Source organism: Achromobacter sp. RTa, from assembly GCF_000757485.1.
In the GTDB taxonomy this organism is placed as follows: domain Bacteria; phylum Pseudomonadota; class Gammaproteobacteria; order Burkholderiales; family Burkholderiaceae_B; genus Achromobacter.
In genome coordinates this window covers 64,031-83,162 of sequence record NZ_JPYO01000029.1, presented here as the reverse complement: position 1 = coordinate 83,162, position 19,132 = coordinate 64,031, and the positions used below count along the sequence as shown (strand labels likewise).

19 protein-coding genes are annotated in these 19,132 nt (G+C 58.4%); 14 read left to right on the top strand and 5 right to left on the bottom strand.

Going from position 1 to position 19,132, the window contains the following annotated elements:
• The 9 genes from JL37_RS10975 (at nt 1) to JL37_RS30030 (ending at nt 9,204) form a co-directional block, all read left to right on the top strand.
• Entirely contained in the window at nt 1-786 is a 786-nt protein-coding gene (locus JL37_RS10975) for a C40 family peptidase (protein ID WP_043544018.1), read from the top strand.
• A gap of 5 nt (nt 787-791) precedes the next feature.
• Nucleotides 792-1,433, top strand: a complete 642-nt coding sequence (locus tag JL37_RS10970; RefSeq protein ID WP_043544016.1) for a tail assembly protein — start codon at nt 792-794, stop codon at nt 1,431-1,433.
• A 2-nt stretch (nt 1,434-1,435) separates the two neighbouring features.
• The gene (locus tag JL37_RS29700) at nt 1,436-7,009 is read left to right on the top strand and encodes a phage tail protein (RefSeq protein ID WP_052097074.1); all 5,574 of its coding nucleotides are present in this window, start codon (nt 1,436-1,438) and stop codon (nt 7,007-7,009) included.
• Between the two features lie 2 nt (nt 7,010-7,011).
• Entirely contained in the window at nt 7,012-7,578 is a 567-nt protein-coding gene (locus JL37_RS10960; protein ID WP_043544014.1) for a hypothetical protein, read from the top strand.
• A gap of 61 nt (nt 7,579-7,639) precedes the next feature.
• A complete protein-coding gene (locus tag JL37_RS10955; RefSeq protein WP_156124277.1) occupies nt 7,640-7,783 on the top strand; it encodes a hypothetical protein in 144 nt (47 codons plus the stop codon).
• A 28-nt stretch (nt 7,784-7,811) separates the two neighbouring features.
• Nucleotides 7,812-8,159, top strand: a complete 348-nt coding sequence (locus JL37_RS10950) for a putative holin (protein WP_043544012.1) — start codon at nt 7,812-7,814, stop codon at nt 8,157-8,159.
• Nucleotide 8,160: 1 nt separating this feature from the next.
• A complete protein-coding gene (locus tag JL37_RS10945; protein WP_052097072.1) occupies nt 8,161-8,460 on the top strand; it encodes a phage holin family protein in 300 nt (99 codons plus the stop codon).
• Nucleotides 8,457-8,954 (top strand): hypothetical protein, encoded by a 498-nt coding sequence (locus tag JL37_RS10940; RefSeq protein WP_043544009.1) that lies wholly within the window; start codon nt 8,457-8,459, stop codon nt 8,952-8,954. The genes JL37_RS10945 and JL37_RS10940 overlap by 4 nt, the downstream gene beginning before the upstream one ends.
• Nucleotides 8,938-9,204: a hypothetical protein gene (locus JL37_RS30030; RefSeq protein WP_081955031.1), complete on the top strand. Its 267-nt coding sequence runs from the start codon at nt 8,938-8,940 to the stop codon at nt 9,202-9,204. Before JL37_RS10940 ends, JL37_RS30030 begins: the two co-directional genes overlap by 17 nt.
• A 194-nt stretch (nt 9,205-9,398) precedes the next feature.
• Here JL37_RS30030 and JL37_RS31025 read toward each other — a convergent pair whose 3' ends face one another.
• Together JL37_RS31025 and JL37_RS30410 are read right to left on the bottom strand one after the other, a co-directional pair.
• Complete coding sequence (locus tag JL37_RS31025; protein WP_081955030.1) at nt 9,399-9,632, bottom strand: CrpP-related protein; 234 nt, start codon at nt 9,630-9,632, stop codon at nt 9,399-9,401.
• 58 nt (nt 9,633-9,690) lie between these two features.
• The gene (locus JL37_RS30410; protein ID WP_156124276.1) at nt 9,691-9,867 is read right to left on the bottom strand and encodes a hypothetical protein; all 177 of its coding nucleotides are present in this window, start codon (nt 9,865-9,867) and stop codon (nt 9,691-9,693) included.
• Between the two features lie 199 nt (nt 9,868-10,066).
• Between JL37_RS30410 and JL37_RS31050 the strand changes: the two genes are divergently transcribed.
• Together JL37_RS31050 and JL37_RS30400 are read left to right on the top strand one after the other, a co-directional pair.
• Nucleotides 10,067-10,204 carry a lysis system o-spanin lipoprotein Rz1 gene (locus JL37_RS31050; RefSeq protein WP_129528847.1) on the top strand — a complete coding sequence of 46 codons (138 nt, stop codon included), beginning with the start codon at nt 10,067-10,069 and terminating at the stop codon, nt 10,202-10,204.
• 105 nt (nt 10,205-10,309) lie between these two features.
• Nucleotides 10,310-10,537, top strand: coding sequence for a DNA-3-methyladenine glycosylase (locus JL37_RS30400; RefSeq protein WP_156124275.1), 228 nt, complete (start codon nt 10,310-10,312; stop codon nt 10,535-10,537).
• Between the two features lie 48 nt (nt 10,538-10,585).
• On the opposite strand, the gene JL37_RS31020 is transcribed toward JL37_RS30400, so the two are convergent.
• Together JL37_RS31020 and JL37_RS30865 are read right to left on the bottom strand one after the other, a co-directional pair.
• A complete protein-coding gene (locus JL37_RS31020) occupies nt 10,586-10,804 on the bottom strand; it encodes a CrpP-related protein (protein ID WP_304413497.1) in 219 nt (72 codons plus the stop codon).
• A gap of 1,633 nt (nt 10,805-12,437) precedes the next feature.
• Nucleotides 12,438-12,905 carry a hypothetical protein gene (locus JL37_RS30865; protein WP_081955043.1) on the bottom strand — a complete coding sequence of 156 codons (468 nt, stop codon included), beginning with the start codon at nt 12,903-12,905 and terminating at the stop codon, nt 12,438-12,440.
• 520 nt (nt 12,906-13,425) lie between these two features.
• On the opposite strand from JL37_RS30865, the gene JL37_RS30005 reads away from it, so the two are divergent.
• From JL37_RS30005 to JL37_RS30395, 3 genes are all read left to right on the top strand, one after another.
• Nucleotides 13,426-13,728 (top strand): hypothetical protein, encoded by a 303-nt coding sequence (locus JL37_RS30005; RefSeq protein ID WP_081955028.1) that lies wholly within the window; start codon nt 13,426-13,428, stop codon nt 13,726-13,728.
• A 1,046-nt stretch (nt 13,729-14,774) separates the two neighbouring features.
• Entirely contained in the window at nt 14,775-15,893 is a 1,119-nt protein-coding gene (locus tag JL37_RS10925; protein ID WP_043544006.1) for a hypothetical protein, read from the top strand.
• Nucleotides 15,894-16,137: 244 nt separating this feature from the next.
• Nucleotides 16,138-17,049 (top strand): hypothetical protein, encoded by a 912-nt coding sequence (locus JL37_RS30395; RefSeq protein ID WP_129528850.1) that lies wholly within the window; start codon nt 16,138-16,140, stop codon nt 17,047-17,049.
• Nucleotides 17,050-17,065: 16 nt separating this feature from the next.
• Here JL37_RS30395 and JL37_RS10915 read toward each other — a convergent pair whose 3' ends face one another.
• A complete protein-coding gene (locus JL37_RS10915; protein WP_043544002.1) occupies nt 17,066-18,490 on the bottom strand; it encodes an integrase arm-type DNA-binding domain-containing protein in 1,425 nt (474 codons plus the stop codon).
• Nucleotides 18,491-19,132 lie beyond the last annotated feature (642 nt).

Here is a 19,132-nt window from a genome sequence, read left to right as displayed (position 1 = left end):
ATGTTGAAATCAACTATTCAGGCCATGCAGGCGCATGCCGTGGCCGAGTTTCCGCGCGAGAGCTGTGGCTTCGTTATGCGGACGATGGCCGGCGAGGTGTACCGTCCTGTCGTTAATGAGTCGGCCACGCCCGAGAAGTCTTGTCGGATCAGCGGCGAAGCATACATCGCAGCGGAAGAAGAGGGAGAGATTCTTGCCGTCGTGCATTCTCACCCGAACGGCCCTAACGGGCCAACAATCGCTGATCGTGTCGCTTGCAACTGGTCAGAGCTTCCTTGGTATGTCGTCCCCGTGCACTGCGACGCCCCAGGAATCGGGCCCCGTGCCCTTGCTCCGGTGGGGTTTGTGCCGGATGGCTACGAGGCGCCGCTCATTGGTCGCCCATTCGCCCACGGCGTTCTCGATTGCTACACCCTGATCCGTGACTGGTTTCAACGTGTTCGCGGTGTCACGTTGATGGACTTCGACCGCGCGGACGATTGGTGGCATCACGGCGGTGATCTCTACGAGCAGAATCTGGCCCGAGCGGGCTTTCGGAAAGTCGCCAAAGGGGAGCCACTGAAGGCCGGCGACATGATCGTCATGCAGGTGCGCAGCCCAGTCGGGAACCACGGCGGCATCTACCTCGGCGACGAAGGGTTGAGCGAGCCGCATGCGGGCGGCGCGTTCATTCCCAAGCCGGGCGTACTTCATCACTTCTACGGCCACCATTCGGAGGTCACTGTTTACGGCGGAATGTGGGAGCAGTGCACGCTGTTCGCCGCGCGCCACAGCAGCCAGGAGTAAATGCGATGCAGATTCATAAAACGGGCTTCAGTTTTGATCGCCCGGTGGTCAACGTTCGCCTGTACGGCCCATTAGGCGCGCGCTTTGGTCGGTTGCATCGCCTAGCTGTATCGAGTGTAGGGGAGGCCGTAAGGGCGTTGTCGGCGATGGTGCCGGGATTTGAGCAATACATGGCAAGGGCTGCGGCACTGCGACAGGAATTCGCTTGTCTGCACGGGACGCGGCGCATCGGTGAAGCTGAGCTGAAAGATGATCTTCCCGCCGATGCGGACATTCGCATCGCCCCAGTAATCAAAGGGCACAAGCGGGGCGGTCTGTTTCAGGTGATTTTGGGCGCTGTGCTCATCGTCGCCGGTGCAGCCATCAACTATTTTTCGATGGGTTCGCTGTCATGGCTCGGCACACCGATGATGCAAGCCGGATTTGTCTCGGTTGCTGGCGGAGCGATTCAGATGTTGTCTCCGCAAGCCAGAGGCCTCTCCGCAAAGGATAGCCCCGAGAACGGCGCGTCTTACAACTTCAATGGCCCCGTCAATACACAGGCTCAGGGGAACCCAATTCCGATTGTTTACAGCGATCCGGACGGATATGCCTGGTGTGGGAGCACCGTGGCATCGCAAGCCATCATGGCAGAGGACAAGGTATAGGAATGGATAGCACGGTGCGCGACTTGATCGGGTACGGTGGGGGCAAAGGTGGTGGTGGTGGCCGCGTGGCTAAAGAGGCACCGGACAGCCTTCACAACACCCAGTACGCCCGCATTCTTGATCTGATCACGGTGGGGCCATCGGGAGGGCCATATACCGGAGACATCCTACGGGACACGTTCCTGAACGGAACGCCAATCCGTAACGAGGACGGCTCGGAGAACTTTCCAGGCGTCGAGGTCCACTTCACGCTTGGCACGCAGAACCAGGATCCTATTCCTGGTTTCCCAGGCGCGGAGAACACCGTGCCTGTGGGTGTGCGGGTAAAGCAGGCTCAGGCTTGGACGCAGCAGATAACGAACCGCGATCTGGACGCGGTGCGCGTCACACTGATGACCGACCGCTTGATGTCACAGAACACCAAGAACGGCGATCTTGGCGGTGCTCGCGTGGACTATGCCATTGACCTTGCGGTGGATGGGGGCGCGTTCCAGGAAGTGCTGCGGGAGGCGATGGACGGGAAGACCACGCAGCGTTACGCACGCCCCCGCCGAATCGACTTGCCACCTCGTGCCACACAATGGTCGATCCGCGTTCGCCGCCTCACCGCGGACTCTAACAGCCAGGCGCTGTCGAACGATCTTTATATCGAGTCGTACACGGAGGTGGTCGACCAGAAGCTGCGATACCCGATGATCGCAATGGTCGGGTACAAGATTCCCGCGACGCTATTTACGCAGGTCCCAAACCGGGCTGTGCGCTGGAGAGGGCGCGAGATTCGCGTGCCCAGCAATTACGACGCCCTTACGCGTACTTACGTTGGCCAGTGGGATGGATCCTGGAAGCTATCGGTGTGCGCGAATCCGGCCTGGGTGCTGCTGGATCTAATCACGAACGATATTTTTGGGCTTGGGAGCCGTGTCAATATCGGCATGGTCGATCCCTGGGGCCTCTATCGCATCGCACAATATTGCGACGAGATGGTACCGGACGGCCAAGGGGGAATGGAACCGCGTTTTCGGGTGGTCGGTCAGATCGCTAAGAGGCAGGATGCATATCGGGTGCTCCAGGACGTGGCTGCGGCATTCCATGGCATGAGCTACGTGTACGCCGGCACGATTTCGACCATTGCGGATATGCCCGGGACCCCGGTTCACACCTATACCCAGGCGAATGTCACGAAGGAAGGGTTTGTCTATAACGGTACGCGGCGACGCACTCGCTACACGGCTGCTCGCGTGTCGTACTCAAACATGGATGACTTCGGCCGCGCCAAGGTAGAGCCTGTGGACGACCTTGAGGGCATTGCACGCTACGGGGTGCGGGCAGTTGATGTGTCAGCATTTATGTGTCCATCGCGGGGTCAAGCTCAGCGTATGGGTCGATGGATGCTGATGACCTCGCGTGCGCAAACACGCGGTGTGCGTTTTTCCACTGGGATGGAGTACGCCACGGTGCGTCCTGGCTCCATCATCGCCATCGCCGATAACGTACTGGCGGGCGCCAACATTGGTGGCCGTGTACGAGAGGTGGTTAGCACAACCACCTTGATGCTTGACCGGCTGGCACGTGTAAAGACTGGCGACTTTATTACGGTCAACCTCCCATCGGGGCTTTGCGAGGAGCGCAGAGTGTCCGGGGTGGAGGCGTTGACGGATGTGACCAAGATCACAGTGGCGTCGGCATTCAGCGAAGCGCCGCAGGTTGATGCCGGCTGGAGCGTGTCTGCAGACGATCTGAAGCCGCAGTTGTTCAAAGTCACGAATACTGTCACGAAGGATCGGATTACCGCAGAGATCACGGCGGTGGAAGACAATCCGGGCAAGCATTCCTTTATTGACAGCAAGACAAAGCTGGATCCTCTGCCCATCACCGTCATTCCCTCGCGGGTGATGAAGCCACCGCGTAATGTTCGAATTTCTTCGTTCACGTTGGTGGACCAGAACCTTGCCATCCATGCGCTCCGTGCTGAATGGGAGGGAGCGCCGGACGCCAAGGGATACAACGTGCAGTGGCGCCGGGAGGGCGGCAACTGGATTGCGCTTCCGGGCACGACGTTGACCTCCGTCGACGTGGAGGGCATTCGCGCGGGACGCTATCAGGCCCGCGTGCAGGCGGAAAGCGCAACGGGCGTTGTGTCGGAATGGGCGGTTTCGGAGTTCGAAGACCTCGAGGGCAGCCTGGAGCCGCCGCCTACGGTGGCATTCCTGACGGCCTCGGACAACGAGCTGTATGGCATCACTGCGCGATGGGGCTATCGTGACTCGATCAGCCCTGTACGGCGCGCTGAGCTGTGGTTTTCGCCGAATCAAGGCTTTCAGGATGCCGCGCTTCTGTCCGAAATTGCCTACCCGGGCGATACCTTCAAGCTGCCGGGCCTGCCGGCGGGCACCGAGTACTGGTTCTGGATACGCTTGGTGGATTCTCTGGGTGAGAAAGGTCCTTTCTACCCGGCTGAAAATGTTACGGGTGTCCACGGCATCACGAACACGAACGCCGGCGATTACCTGGAAGCCATCAAGAACGAGGTGATGGCCCACGAGGCGGGACAGCAGCTCATCAGCGAAATGGAGGGCCTGGATGAGCGGCTGGGGAACCTTGGTCAAGTCGTTGATGACCAGGGAACGACGCTGACGCAGCACACCCAGGAGCTGATCGCGCAGGGCGAAGATCTGCGCAGCGAGGCTCAGGCTCGGATCGCGGGCGACCAGGCGCAGGCGGCTGCACTTGCCCAACAGGCCGGCGATCTGTCCGAAGCCATCGGGCAAGTATCACAGGACCTTCAGACCGAGATTCAGAACCGGGTTCAGGCGGTGGACACGACTAACCAGTCGCTCCAGGCGCAGATCGACGTTCTGCAATCGCAGGTCGCGGACATTGAAGGCATCCAGCCTTGGGACGCGGAAAAGGCTTACGTCAAGGACGATATCGTTTCTTGGAACGGCGGCCTATATCGGGCGAAGGGTCCGAGCACGGATGTGCCGCCCAGCAGTGCCGCAAGCTGGGAAAAGATCGGCGATTACTCCAGTCTGGCGGAAGCCGTCGGGCAAAACACGTCGGAAATCTCCGGCATGAAAATCGTGCAGGCCGGCCAGGCCACACGACTGGATACGCTGGAGACGAGCGACGGGCAGCAGGGCAGCAAGATCCAGACCCTGGAACAAACGACGGCGACCCAGGCCCAGCGGTTGGACACACTGGAAACTACGCAAGGGGAGCACGGCAGCAAGATCCAGACGCTGGAAACGACCACCACCGAGGTGGCGGCCCGCACATCGACGCTGGAGACCACGACCGCCGAGACCGCCAGCAAGGTCACAACGCTGGAGCAAACCACGGACGGCCTGGCGCAACGCACCAGCACGCTGGAAACGGTGCAAGGGCAGCAGGCCACGAAGATCACCAATCTGGAGGAAACCACCACCGATTACGCGCTTCGAATCTCGGAGCTCCGTGCCACCGCCACCGACCAGGACGCCAGTATTTCGTCCATGGAGAAGGTGACTGCTTCTAACGTCCAGAGTATCCGTCGTGTCCAAGTGCGACAGGACGGTATGGCCTCGTCCATCGAGCAGATCGAAACGGTGAGCGCCGGGATGGCTCAGCAACTCACGACGCTGGAGACGACGCAGGGTGAGCAGGCCAGCAAAATCACCGGCGTCGAACAGACACAGGCCGACCAGGCCCAGCGCCTGACGACGCTGGAGACGAGCGACGACGAGCAGGGCGGCAAAATTCAGGTTCTGGAGACCACGACCGCGGATCTTGCCCAGCGAACCAGCACGCTGGAGACGACCACCGTCGACAACAGCAACCGGGTGGCCTCGCTGGAAACGGCCACCACGGACATGGCGCTGCGCATGGCGGAGGTTCGGGCCATGACGGCCGATACGGACGCCTCCGTTTATGAGGCCATGCAGGCCACGAAGAACAACGCGCAAATGTCCATCCGCCTGTCGGCGCGGGCGGACCAGAACGCGGCCGACATCGTGGTCGAACGCGAAACGCGGTTGACCGAAAAGGCGGCCACGGCCACAGCGCTGCAAAATCTTGACACCAAGTTTGAGCAGAATGAGGCGGCCATTCGGGATGAGGCGCTGACGCGCACCACAGCCGATAGTGCTCTGGCCAGCCGCATTGATGTGATGGAGGCGAAAACCGCTGATGGCTTTGACTCCGAGCGGTCCTGGTCGTTCGACTCAGGCCTGGATGGCTGGACGGCATTTAACCCAGCCAATGCGGCCATTTCCTGGCTGGACCAGTCTCCGTACTTCATCCGTGCCACGAAGTTGACGGACGCAATCGGCCGTGTCGATCGCATCATGGCTGTGGCTGAACGGTACGACCCGCGCCAGTTCCCCATCGTGCGTGTGCGCGTTCGGTTTCCCAGCACCTATGCGGCCAACCTGTTCACGTTGTACGTGGGCATGGATTCCACCGGCACGGGGACGAACGTTATCCAGCGTCCGGTTGATGGAAGCAGTACGGCTTGGCAGGTCGTGGACTTCGATCTTTCGTCGCTCGCCGGCTTTGCCACCACCGCCACTGTCCAGCGGCTCATCCTGGGCGATACCCGCTCAGGGGCTTATGAGATCGACTATGTGGCCGTGGGCCGCTACGGCGTGCCGATCAGCCGCGGGGTGTACTCGCAAGACATAAACGTCCTCAGCACGGCGACGCAAGCGAATACGCAGGCGGTGCAGCGGCTGGATGCGGAAATGGGCGATGTGACCGCATCGGTTCAGACGACCAACGAGGCGGTTGCACAGTTGGACGGCAGGGTAGCCGCCAACTGGGGCGTCAAGACGCAAGTTGTGGATGGCGAGCGTGTCGTGACAGGCGCAGTCAGCCTGGGCGCGGATGGCGAATCCAGTGTCTTCGCTGTTGCGGTTGATAAGTTCGTCGTGTTCAACAGCACGGGCACTACGCCCGCCGCAAAGAGGGTCTTGCCGTTCGCGATAGTTGGCAATCAGGTGTTCATGCAGTCCGCCTTGATACAGGACGGCACGATCACCAGCGCCAAGATCGGCGACGCCCAAATCACGGGCGCAAAGATTGCCGACGCTACGATCGATGGGGCGAAGATTGCCTACGCCTCGATCCACGCTGCGCACATCATTGATGCTCAGATCAACACCGCCAAGATTGGGATCGCACAGATTGATACCCTGCGCATCGCTGCCGGAGCTGTTGTGGCTGGCACGGCCAGTTCCTGGTTGATGCAAATCGGTGCATCAAGCGGTAGCGGGCTGTCTGAGTTTAGCCATTGGTCCCCTAGCGGAGTTGGTGGCGCCGTCATCTTCTTCTGCACGGTGAATTGCACTGAATCTGGAGTCAATACCGGAAATAAGCGAGTGCAGATCACGACTAGCACGGACGGGCTCATCTACGACAAGGTGATGCTGGGCAACGCGGATACCCAAGCTCAGATGAAAGATTTTTACAGCCCAAATCTTTCTTGGATAGGCGGCTGGGTGGGGTCTGCGGGAGCTTCGATAACGCTGTCTATGCCACGGCCAAGCAGCGGATACATCTACGGAATCGTACGGCTCGCTGCGTTTACTTTTCAGAGGTAGAAATGACGCAACTTTGTAGGACCTTTCCAGTTCAGGAAATCAAGGAGCAATCCTATTGGGATGGGTGGGACGCCGACGCCCCTGTCATCCCAGTTCGGCTGACCGTTTTTCGCGATGGGTTTCCTTTCGGTGTTGCCGCTTTCGACTACACCCCGAGGGTAGAGGATGGGGTCCGCGTCCTCGATGACGGGGACAAAGAATTCATCCGGAGTTCACTGGCCTCTGGTGTGCAGATGACCCTGAAGAATTCTGGGCTGCAGGCGGACGCTGTGGTCTGCGCTGTTGGGGCGCACAACCACACCGCACCGCCTCGCGCGGCCGTCGATGGCTGGGTAGTGGAGCAGCGGCCGCTGTCCCTGACTGTGAGCGCGGCCGGGGTTGTTTCTGCGCTGGAGAGCGGGGGGCCGCTGAGCATCAGGAATCTCGACACTGGCCTGCAGTACGACGACATGGAGGTTCCCAGTGGCGAGGCCTTCTCGCTGGACCTCCCGGCGGGAAGCTATTACGCGGGGATCTATCCGCGCGATCTGCGCTATGCATTTACGGGGACGAACTTTGAGATCGCTTAAGCCCATTGTCTCTAACGTGGCAGACCTGCGGGCCGGGCAGTATCCGCCCATCGGTGATCAGTTGGATGCGATCTATAAGCTGGCCGCCGCCCTGCAGCAGCAGGGGATTTCGCTGCCCGATGAGGTCCAGCAATGGATCGACCGGTGCGCCGAAGTAAAGCGCAGATTCCCGATCCCGAAGCCCGACGACAACCAGCCCGCCTAGCGCGGGCATTTTTTTGGAGTGCAGATAAATGGCAGAACCTGCAAGCACAGGTGTGGTGGCGGCGGCGGCCGCGGGCGTGACGCTCGCGGGCCTGCTGCCGGGAATTGATGGCAACGCGCTCATCGGTGCGTTCGCCGGGGCGTCGCTGTTCGTCGTGTCGCGCAAGGAAGGTGGTTTGCTGTCGCGCGGCATCTACTGGGCCATTTCTTTCGTGATTGGTTACCTGGCCGCACCGGATGTTGTGGCGCTGACGCCCATCAAGGAAACCGCCATCGCGGCGTTCGGTGCTGCGGCGCTGGTCGTGACTACTGCCCTGGCGGCAATCGAGCGCATCAAGACGTTCGACTTCACCGCGGTCTTCAAGAAGGGGAGCTGAAATGCAACCTGCCGAAATGATCAGCATGGGCCACCAGCATCTGGTGGCCCTTTTGTTTGTGGTGGCGAATTTCGCTTCGGCGGTGCGGCTCCTGCTGTATCGCAGGAAGGGCGCCCGGTTCCGCCGTGGAATGTCCTGGCTGGCCTACCTGCTCATCGTCGGCACGGGCGGTCAGGCCCTGGATGTGCTCGTGCGGCATGAGCCTGTGACGGTATGGCAGGCGGTGGTGGCGGTCTTGATCGCCGTGTTGGTGTATCGCGCTCAGGGGAATGTGGCGTGCATTGTGAGGATCAATTCATGACGCTGAAGGAGGTTATCGCCGGGGCGATCAACCCGGCGCTGGCGCTGCTGCCGGCCAAGATGGACACGGCTGCGGCGCGGGTCCAGCTCCTGGCCATCGGCCTGCAGGAGAGCCGCTTTCTGCACCGCCGACAGCTTGGCAATGGACCGGCTCGCGGGCTATGGCAATTCGAGCGTGGGGGCGGCGTGCGAGGGGTGCTGACCCATCCGGCCAGCCGTGAGCATGCATACAGGATCTGCGGCATTCGCGGCGTGGAGGCAGTTGCTGCGGCTGTGTATCCGGCGCTGGAGGCTGACGACGTTCTGGGGGCGGCCTTGGCCCGACTTCTCATGTGGACGGATGCCTGGCGGCTGCCGGCCGTCGGTGACGTGCAGGGCGCCTGGAACATGTACATCCGTACGTGGCGGCCGGGCAGGCCGCACCCGGAAACTTGGGCGGGCCTGTACGCCCAGGCGGTGACCGAAGTGCGAGGTGCCCATGTTGGCGTGGCTTGAACGTATCAAGGGATGGTTGCTGCTTGCCGGTCTGGCGCTGGCGGCGCTGGCCAGCGTCTTTTACCGGGGGCGAGCGACGGGGAGTCAGGCGGAGCGGCAGGAGCGGCAGGATCAAATCAACGAACAGGCGGCCCAGGCCCGCCAGGAGGTGCGCGATGTGCAGGACCACGTGGCCCGTCAAAATGATGGTGCTGTCGTTGCTGATCTCAAGTCTCGCTGGGTGCGCGGCCCTGGTTCGGGTGGGCGTTGAGTATTGCGACCATGCCCGGCCGATCTACTTTGATTCGGAGACTCAGGTCGATCAGACACCGGCGGCAATTAGACGCGAAGTGCTGGAAGGGAACGAGACTTGGCGCCGCCTGTGTAGTGGGAGGTAAGTCCCTACGATATGTTCGAGACAGCGCTTTTCCTGGAGGCCGACTCATCGGGCGAGGAGTGTGCTGGTCAGTGCAAACGGCGCATGGCGCATAGGGCAGCTGCACGTTCAGCCTTAGCCCGGCGGTTGTCAGTCTCGGCTTGCCAGCCCTGCTCCCAGGCGTCGACCTTTTGTTTCCATGTCGAGATGGATTCACCAGTGTAGCTGGGCAACGCCCTCGCACGAAAGTATGGGCAATCGAACAAAGTCAAACCATCCCACGCCGCCTGTGCTCCAAGCTCTTGGATGTCGTCGCGCGGCATTGGCCGTCCTTCAAAAGTACATTTGGGGGGATTCATTCTCGCGTCCTCGCTGCGTGACTTAGTGCTGACCGGCCGGAGGAGTCTTTTTGTCGTTTTGGCCTGCCTGAGTAGCCTTGCGGGCTGCATCTTCCTTCTGTTGCTGGCTTTGCTGCTCGGCTTGCTTTTGGGTGCGGGTGCCTTGGTCGGGCTGCGTGGATGAATTGGATGATGCATGTTGACGAACGGTCGAAGACATTTTGCTCACCTTTACAGTTGATGTGACGAAGATGCCACCCGTCCAACGTACGCCGGTCTGATGACATTCCCTAGGCTTCAATTGAAACAAGCTCTGTTGAGCCCGGGGCCGGAACATGATGAGGGCGGCGCAGTGCGCAAGTTGAAGATAACTCCCTGCGGGCTGACGTTGATGCCCAGGCGCCGACGGCTGCACGTCCGTGCCATCTAGCCCGCCGTCCGCGGTGGAGTGCCAGAAGCCCGAGCCGCCGCCAGCGTGGTTAACGGAGCCGGCGTCGAACTTGATGCCGCTGCTTAGTCGGATTTCTTCGCCCTCCGGGCGGGAATTCGACGGCTAACGGCGCAGCTGGAGGCTTGTCAAATTCGTTGAAGACCGGGTGACGCATAGTGCGGTTCCGGCACGGCGCTTGCTGCACAAAATTCACATCGTTGGGAGGGATGCCATGACGCGCGACGAATTTGTTTCTAAGATGATCCTTTTGCCCCGTCTGGAAAAATTGGAATTTGGTGACTGGGCAGATGTTTTGGACGCGTATGCGGAGATTCTGGTCCGTATTGAGGGGAGGCTAAGTGCCAGTGAAACTGCGGATTTAATGGGCGTAGGAGCGGAGTTCTATCGCACACTGGCCCGGTGTGAAGACTATAGGCGGTATGCAATTCCCCTCAGATGAAAGAAAGGCGCCCCTAAGATGGAGAGCCTTTTTTGGTGTTGCAGAGAATTATGCCCTCTTAGGGCCGGTCGAGCTTCGGCGCCAGCTCGTCGTGCATCGCTTTTCAACTTCCGATTTCCATCCGTCCTCCCAAGCTTCCACCTTGGTTCGCCACTCCCACGGGCGTTCCCCTGTATGGCCGGGCATGGCCCGCGCACGGAGGAAAGGGCAATCGAGCAACGTTAAACCAACTTGCGCCGAAAGCGCGCCGAGCTTCTGGATGTCCATTTTCATGGTAGTACCCTCCAAAAGTTGCGAGCCTTCAGTATGCAATTCAGGCTACGCCATGCGCAATAGTGTATTCGTACAGAGATGTAGGTATTTTTTTCTAGGCCATCGAGTGTCCGTGCCACAGTTTCAGGCCTGACGAAATAAGGTGTCGCAGCTCGAAGGTGGGACGCCAGGCGGGAGATGCCGATCAGTGTTTTCGGTGGGTGTGTTGCAGCAGGTTAACTAGGTGGCCATAGCCCGGACGGCGGCTCACCTGCCTCATGTGCTGGTGTAGCTCCTCTTCAGCCGACTGGACTTGCACCCTTCCGGCTGGCCTAACAAGCGTGGCGTATGGATCTTGCAGTTTGTCCTTCCATTCTGCCGATTTTTCACCTCGCAAAAAGGGGGAGTGTGGGTCGTACTTGCCCATAGCCATCTCCTAAGTGATTGGTGAAAGCGAGCGTCAAGAAAGGTCTCCCGAATGAAAATCCCACTGCGCCCTCGAGCGCGATGTCAAACCCTTCCGCGCCCGCCACATTGGCGACTCATCTGCACTACCCCTTTCACAAGAAAGAAGGCAGCGGACGCTGCACCAAAGCACATTGTCAGCACCAAGAAAATGCGTGGCGCAAAGCAGGGAAACGGCGTTAACTTTCACTTTCAGGCCGCTTGTGCGCGACGGCGATACCTAGGGTTCCATCGGGCATACGGTATTTGCCGCCGGATAGCCACGTAACGAGGTCTCCGGTTGGCAAGGTACAGACATAGTGTGTGACAGGCTTGCCATCTGCGCTGCGGTTGCTTACGAGCCTTCGCTCAACACGGCAGGTAGAACGATCCGGCATTTTGACAATGACATCCGATAGTCGAGGTCCCGGCGCCATAATGCATTCCTCCAGAAGCCAATCCTCTGAGGCCAATTCGGCCAACGTAGATGGGCGAATCAGAAGTGTCGTCAGTGCGTACGGCTATCTATTTATCACATGTCGTGTCACGACACAATTATCCTTGCCGCCCACAAGTAGCTGGCTCGGGTGCTACGCATCGTTCGCAACTCAAATGTATCGTCCGATACCAATGGTGAGGGTTGACTTCTCGGATTTCCCCGAAGCAAGATTGAGAATTGGACTGTAAATTCTTGTCGAATTGTGCGGCCTCTGTCGGCCTAATGTCTCGGCGAACAATCCGCTTGCGAGGCACCCGATGAAAAAGTCAAATTTGCTTTGCCTGGGAGTTCTCCTGGGCTCAGTCACTCTGTCTATGCCGGTGGTGGCTGATCCTTGGAAAGACGAATCCGGTCATGGGCGCCCCTACTATGGTGGCCACTACGAAGGCGGAGACCATAAGCAGGAGTATTGGGATGGAAACTGCAAGGTCGAGCGCAAGTGGAAGGGCAATGGCGATTACAAAGAAGAACGAAAATGCAAGGGGCCTCGGTACTATGGGCGCCCCGATGTTGCGTACCCAGCCTACCCGCAATCGGGAATCTCTGTTGAGCCTGGGATCATCATCCAGGGGACGGCGGTGATCCGCTAGGTCGTGCCAACGATCTTTGTAAGACGGCCGTGTAGCTAAGCCATTACTCCCCGTTCCGTTTCATCCACCATATCGTAGTAGGACTTCCGACAATCTCCTCAAAGCCCGAGACCAGTTAGCTGCGAATTGGATCAAGTGCTAGCCTATTGCGCGTCAACTTCATCGAGACGTCGGCGTGCGTACCGCGATCCAGATCGGTTCCTGGCCCTGCCGTACACTCGGGTAGGTCAAGCAGTTCCCCCGCAACCTCTCCTGCTTCAATTCGACGAGTGATGTCGTCGAGCAGGAGCGTGCGCGAAGCGAACCCTCGGCCCGTGAGGCCTCGTGCGAACAGGCGGTAGGCCAAATTGGGCTCGGCCCCTTTCATGACGCCGAGGTCAAAAATTCTGCCTTGTTCATTCCGAAGGAAGAGGTGTCCGGGCCGAGCGTAGATTCTGTACACCCGCCAAGGCGACAAGGTCACTGAGTGCGGAATTGGCTGACGTTCTCGGCGGCCATCTTGATGATGAAAAGATGCCGTGGGTGGGAGGATCTTTCTGCAAGCGGTGATGACGCGCGCAAATGATGTACTGACAAGCTTCATCATGATGTAACGGCCTAAAGGAATCGAAGCGCGGCGTAGCCACGAGATAGTAGCGTACAGATGTGGTGGATCGGGATCGGTACACGACAACGCTGGCTCTCGCAACCACGCGACGAGTCAGCGTCTACTCACAAACTTTCCAGCCTCCATCAGCAGCTAGCCAGCTGCGTTTTTGTGGTAGAAATAGGCTGAAAGTGTGTGACTCGCTACTGTGGGGTACGTTGCTTCAGCGGGTCGTTCTGCGCTTGCTTGCGAGCCGCCTCGTCTTTTTGTTCCTGGCTTTGCTGCTCTTGCTGTTTGTTGGGTTGGTCACCCTGGCCAGGTTGGGTAGGAGGGCCTGCAGCGCTGAAGCGGGTAGGGAATGTCATGATGTTTACCTTTTTGGTTGCCGTGGCGAGTGCCACATACCTACAGTACGCCCTGCAGTAGCTCTGACCTAAGACTAAATTGAAACAGGGCTAAGTCGTGGAGTGGTGCTAGGCCTACAATAATTTCGTGCAATCCTGTCGGAGGCCGCGCCATGTCACAGACAACGGGTGCTAAAGCGCTGGAACGCTGGGACGATGAGGGAGGCTCGCAATTGGTTTCGCTAGCCCAGTCGTTCGCCATCGAGGAATTTGAGGTGTCGGAGCGCCGAATACTCGCCTTTCTAGGGGCATCGGTATTGAGCCTATGGGACGAACTCCCAGCTGATGCGCGGCAGCGGGTATTGAATCGCGAGGTCGCTCAAGCAGCATTCGACAGGTCTGCACTCAAGGCGAGGATCGCACGCATTGCCGGGGAAGATCCTCTTTCAGGAGAGAAGCATGACTCGCGATCCTGAGGACTCGGACATTGAGCGCTGGCTTAATGAAGGTGGCGTGCGACTGCCCACGTCAGTTGACATGTTAGATGCAGGGAGGCTTGACGAAGGCGAGCGGCGGGTCATCGCTTGCCTCGGGGCCGCAACCTTGAGCATCTGGCACGAAATGCCGGCTGAAATTCGGAGGAAGGTGCTACAGAGCGCCCTTAGCGCGGCTACCTATAACGCGGCATTGCTAAAAGAAGAGGTTGCGTTGTTCCTAAGGAGAGGCCAAAACTCTTAATAAAAACGGGACGTGCGCGTACAAAGAGTGTGTCTTCACGGTATCCGCCTTGTTCAAGCAGCTGAGAGATTTGACGACCGCGAGGTTTAATTTGCTCGTCGTCCCAATTAATTGCCAGGCGATTGAGAACTTTTCGGTCGATACCACACATTCGCGCCCAGCCACTTTCCGTCAAGTATGGGATGCCGTATCCAGGACTCCCATTTCGACCCCATCAATTTCAGCCTGGGCTTCGACCTTAAATAGGGGGGGCTGCGCCTTCAACGTACCCCGGGACTGGTCCGCCATAACAACCTCCTAAGCCTTTGATCTAAAGAAACTTTGGGGTGGGCCTAAGCCCGTGCAGATTGGGCCACTTCACCCAGTTACTAAAAATTCCCAGCCTTTCAGTATGTGCGAAGCGGATAAGGTCTGTGGACTCTGTCAAAGGTTGGTTCAGCTAGCCTATTGCTACGACCGCGCCCACTGCCCCACCTCATCGTCCCGGAGCCTGGCGCCAGTCTGGACGAAAACGCCCAACCCGTGAGGGGGCTGGGGCGAATGACGTGCAGCCAGCCGGCGTCGGAGTTGCAGGAGTTCAAAATGTAACACTATGAAAAGGTGGGCCAAGCCTGCTTCTTGAGCGCGGCTAGTGGATGCACATCGGCCCTCCAGTTGGGAGTGCCTGCATAGGGCCGGCCTGCCGGTAGACGTCACAAGGAAGCTAGAGTGGCGCCGCGCCGGTGGCTTTGATGTAGGCTTAGTCTTCGCATGAAATGCCGCCGTCATATGGATCGGAGCTGACATGAGGGTATTGACCTACGGCTGGGCCCAATCAATTGAAACGTTGTTAGAGCCGGAGCAGGAAACGTTGGCTCGGCTGATAGCGGCGGAGGCTCGCGTCCCACCATACATCCGTGATGAGCGCAAAGCCGTCCATGTCGCCTTGAAAGAACTACAAGAATATCTTCAAGCGCGCGCCAATGAATTGCTCGAGGCTCAAGCTGTTCATTTGAATGAGGGAAAGAAAAAGCGTAATTCACAAGGCCCCTCCCTTGTGCTCGGCCATACCTGGAAAGCCGCGATACGTGAAGGGCTGCTGCTATTTCCGAAACACAAGGCGCATGCACTGCGGGTCACGCTTCGCGGGTGGGAACGGGCGCTGAATCTCGCTGACGATTTGTTTACCATGGCCTCGCTTCGCGGCTATGAGCCTGTGCCGTGGAAAATGTGGGACAAGACTTTTAAGATTCGCGCGGTGGAGGCTGAGCTTGACCTAAGGATTATGGAGAAGCTGGCGCGAGTCCAGGACGATGGCGAGGGTTCGGCGACGGGGACACCTTACGAAAACTACTTCACAACTACCCGCTCACTGTCGATTTATCTCAACCGCGCCGGCGGGGAAGTCGAGGTGGTCGAAAAGGAAGGGGTACCTCTTGAAGACCAGCTGGAGGAGCTATTTGATCAGATTCCCCGCGAGCTCGTACTCGATCTCGCGCAGAATCGAAAGTGGCAACGAGACAAGGAAGCAGACGCCGAAGCACGTCAAGCAGAGTTAGAGCTGAAGCGGCTGAAGGATGCAGAGGCCGCTAGGCGAAGCAGGTTGGAAGACGAAGCGCAGAATTGGCACCGTGCGATCATGATTCGGCAGTACGCTGAAGAGATAGAGCGGGCCATGCTTCCCGATATGGGTGATGCAGCGAAAGAGTGGGTTAAGTGGGCGCGTACGGTTGCTGATGAGGTCGACCCAACCTCAAAGCGTTGCAATCAACTCAGGCATACGGCAGGGATGACGTCCCCAGATGGCAAGGAGGATGCCAGTGCGTCGAACAATACAGCGCGCGGAGCTATACGACAGGGTATGGAAAGTCCCGATTTCGAAGCTTTGCCAAGAGTATGGCCTCTCAGACAATGGACTGCGTAAAGTTTGCCGCAGGTTGGGCGTGCCTGTACCAGAAAGAGGGTACTGGGCAAAGCAGGCCGTTGGAAAGGCGCGTGCGCGGCCGAAGCTTCCTGCTTTGGCAGGAAAGCCCGCTTCAGAGACCGTGACCACTAGGGATGAGACCGCACCATCTCGTGCTATGAGGTCCGAGACGAAGGCGATTCTTGAAAGGGACCTAGTATTCGAGAAGGATTCAAGCAATCGCGTGGATGCCCATGATCTGCCTATGCATAAAGCAATATTGTCTGTGCAACAGCGACTCGTTCGACGGGTGAAGGAGTGGCAGAAGGCTCGTAAAGATCACGAGGCGGCCCTGCGAAGATCTGAGAATAGGCCTTGGGAGCCGAATTGGTCCGCGTTGAACTCCGGGCTGAGGTGGCCGGATTTTGAAGAAAAGGGCGGCTACCTGTTCTTAAAGAACGAGCCATGCGTGGCAAGGGTGACCGAAAAACAGATAGGCCGCGCGGTGGCAATTTTGAACGCAGTCGCGCATGCGGCTTCCAGCCGCGGGTATACGTTCTTGGTGCCAGAGGCTAAGGCAGGAGCTTTAACTCTAAGACGAAGAGGTGTCGATACGCTCTTGCGATTGACCGAGCATGCAACGGTCAAGGAGGTAAAGGATAAAAGCATCTTCTATGCGCACCTGGGCGGTATACGGAAAGAGCCTCATCCGACGGGGAAATTACGGATTCATTTCAGGATATCGACACGCCCTGAGAAGTTCGTGTCCGATGAAGACGGGCCGCTGGAAGAGCAGTTAAACGACATTTTCGCCAGACTCGCTAAGGCCGAAGCTGCATATGCTGAACATCTTCATCGCGAGGCCATCCAAGAGAAATTGCGCGAGGAGGCGCAAGTTCGATGGATTGAAAGGCAGCAACAGTTGGAGCAGGAGCGGAAGGCACAGCAGCTCATCGAGACGCAGTTGCAGCGGGAAAAAGAGGAGAGGGAAAACTTCTTGCGGGACCTATGCGCAGAAGCTGACGCTTGGCGGAAGTCGCAATCAGTGGAGTGTTATTTGAGACATCTTCGCGAGGCATCGGGGAATTCGGCTTCAAGCGAGTTGAGAGAATGGCTCTCTCGAGCGGAAGAAGCTATGAGAGAGCTTGATCCCACCACTCGGCGCCTTGGTAGTTGAGAGTTTTGGCAGGCGACTACAAAGCGGGTCCTGCGGAAAGCGCCGTTTCCAAAGCTGAGCCGAGCGCCTTCCAAGCCTCGCGCATTTGGCTCGAGTGATCGCTGTGTAGATAGTGCCGTCGAATTTTGGCGCTGCCCGTATGAATGACATGGTTCTGGCAAAGGTCGATAACCTTGTCTTCAATTCCGATTGTCTCCATTAGAGTGGCTCCTGTCCGGCGCAGATCGTGCGCAGTCCAGTTTCCGTTTCGTCCACTCGCGAGAACAAGACTGTTGTCGTTGCGCCGCCCCTTCAGGGCTTTGCGGTTCATGAACATCACCTGACGGTCGCCTATCTGCTTGCCCACAGTCGATTCTGATACGTGCCCCTCTGCTTGCTTGGCTGGGAAGCACCAAATTCCTTTGCCGGTCTTTTCATACAAGCGCTCAAATTGCATTTTCGCGAATGGCGACAGAAACACTGTGAGCGCGCGCTGCCCGGCTTTTGTCTTCTTGACGTTTTCTTTGGGTATATACCAAGTGCCCACGGCCAGGTCGACATGTTCCCAACGGGCCTTGAGCGTTTCGCCGATGCGGGAAAGTGTGGAGAGGCAGATCCATACCGCCACCTGGGTTTCAAGTGCGATAGGACGTATGGCGCGCCGCCTATCCTCGGCGGTGGCGTACTCACACTCCATGCGCTCGAAGATTGCCTGCAACTCTCGGATCTCGTCCAGGCTTAGAACGCGGTCGCGTATGTTCGCCAAGTCGTAGTCCTTCTCCACTATCTTGGGGATCTCGATGAGGTCTGTAGGATTGCCCTCTATGAGTAGGGCTCGCCAGGGCTTTCTTTTTTCGCCCCAGACCAGCATTTGTCGTATGGCGGTAAAGACCACTACAGCAAGCCTGTTCGCTCCTCGCGCCACAATCAGCCTCAGCAGCGCTCTGATGCCGTGCTCATCCAGATTCCGCAGCGCTGTGGTTCCGATCTGTGGCAACACGTCCTTCTGAAAAACGCGCTTGAGTTCTGCATTGTCGTCCGAGCGCCGCACACCGTCGGTGATCCAGGCGTCATAGAGGTCCTTCACTGTAAGGTCATCAGCTTGACGTCGATCTTCTTCGGCGAGGGTTGCTTCAATCTGACGCTGAGCCTCAATCCGAACAACCCGCTTTTGATCGCTTGGATTCACTCCGGTCCTGACCCATTCACGGGCTTGGTCGCGAGTTACGCGGATCTGATCCAGCGATAGGCTTGGCCATGTGCCGCAATAGTGGCGCTTCGTCTTGCCCTCCCACTTATAGGCGTACCTCCAAGCTACGGAGGTTTTTGCGCCGTGCTGTCGAACCTCTCCCTGCAGGCCGTCACCGTCGGCCAACGTGTCGCCTTTCCAGGAAGGTGGGATAGCTTCTAGTTCCTTGACGGTCCAGCGGAAGCCTTTACCTCGTTTCGGATATCTGTTCATCAGCAGAGGGTCGCAAGTCGATTTCTATGGGGCAACTCATGGGGCAACTTTTCGCCGGCTGGTAGCGTACAGTAGCGAACGGTAGCGAACAAGTCGATCCTGGGAAATACTTAAAATTCAATGGCTTATATGTTCGTTGCCGTCCGCTGCCGTTCGTGATTAATTAATTTGGGAGCAGAGGGTCGCGAGTTCGAATCCCGCCGCCCCGACCACATTGCATCATGGGCTTACAGAGACTTTTCTCTGTAAGCCCTTTTGTTTTCTGGCTGCTCCGCTCGGAAGAGCATCCATGCCTCGATCGCCGAGACACCTGTATTTTTTTCCTTTCGTCACATTCAATTTTCAGATGTAATACGGACCTCGCATGATGTCCGCCAGGCCCCCAGGCCTGGAGGCGCGTCCTGCTTGGCAGTTTCTTCACGCATTCGATTTGGGCCGAGGGCCGCCTAGGAGTTGTGTTGGGTCGTATAACGGATTGGATTCAGGGCGACGGCAAGCTGCCGGCAAGCAACCCACCGCCTGGCCGGCCTTCGGCGCCGGCACCGGAATCCGCAGCCGCATCGGCCTCCGTAGACCGGTCCGGTCCGCAGCGCCCGCATCGCGGCCACGCGGAACTGCTGCGCCAGTTGACATCCAGGCCCA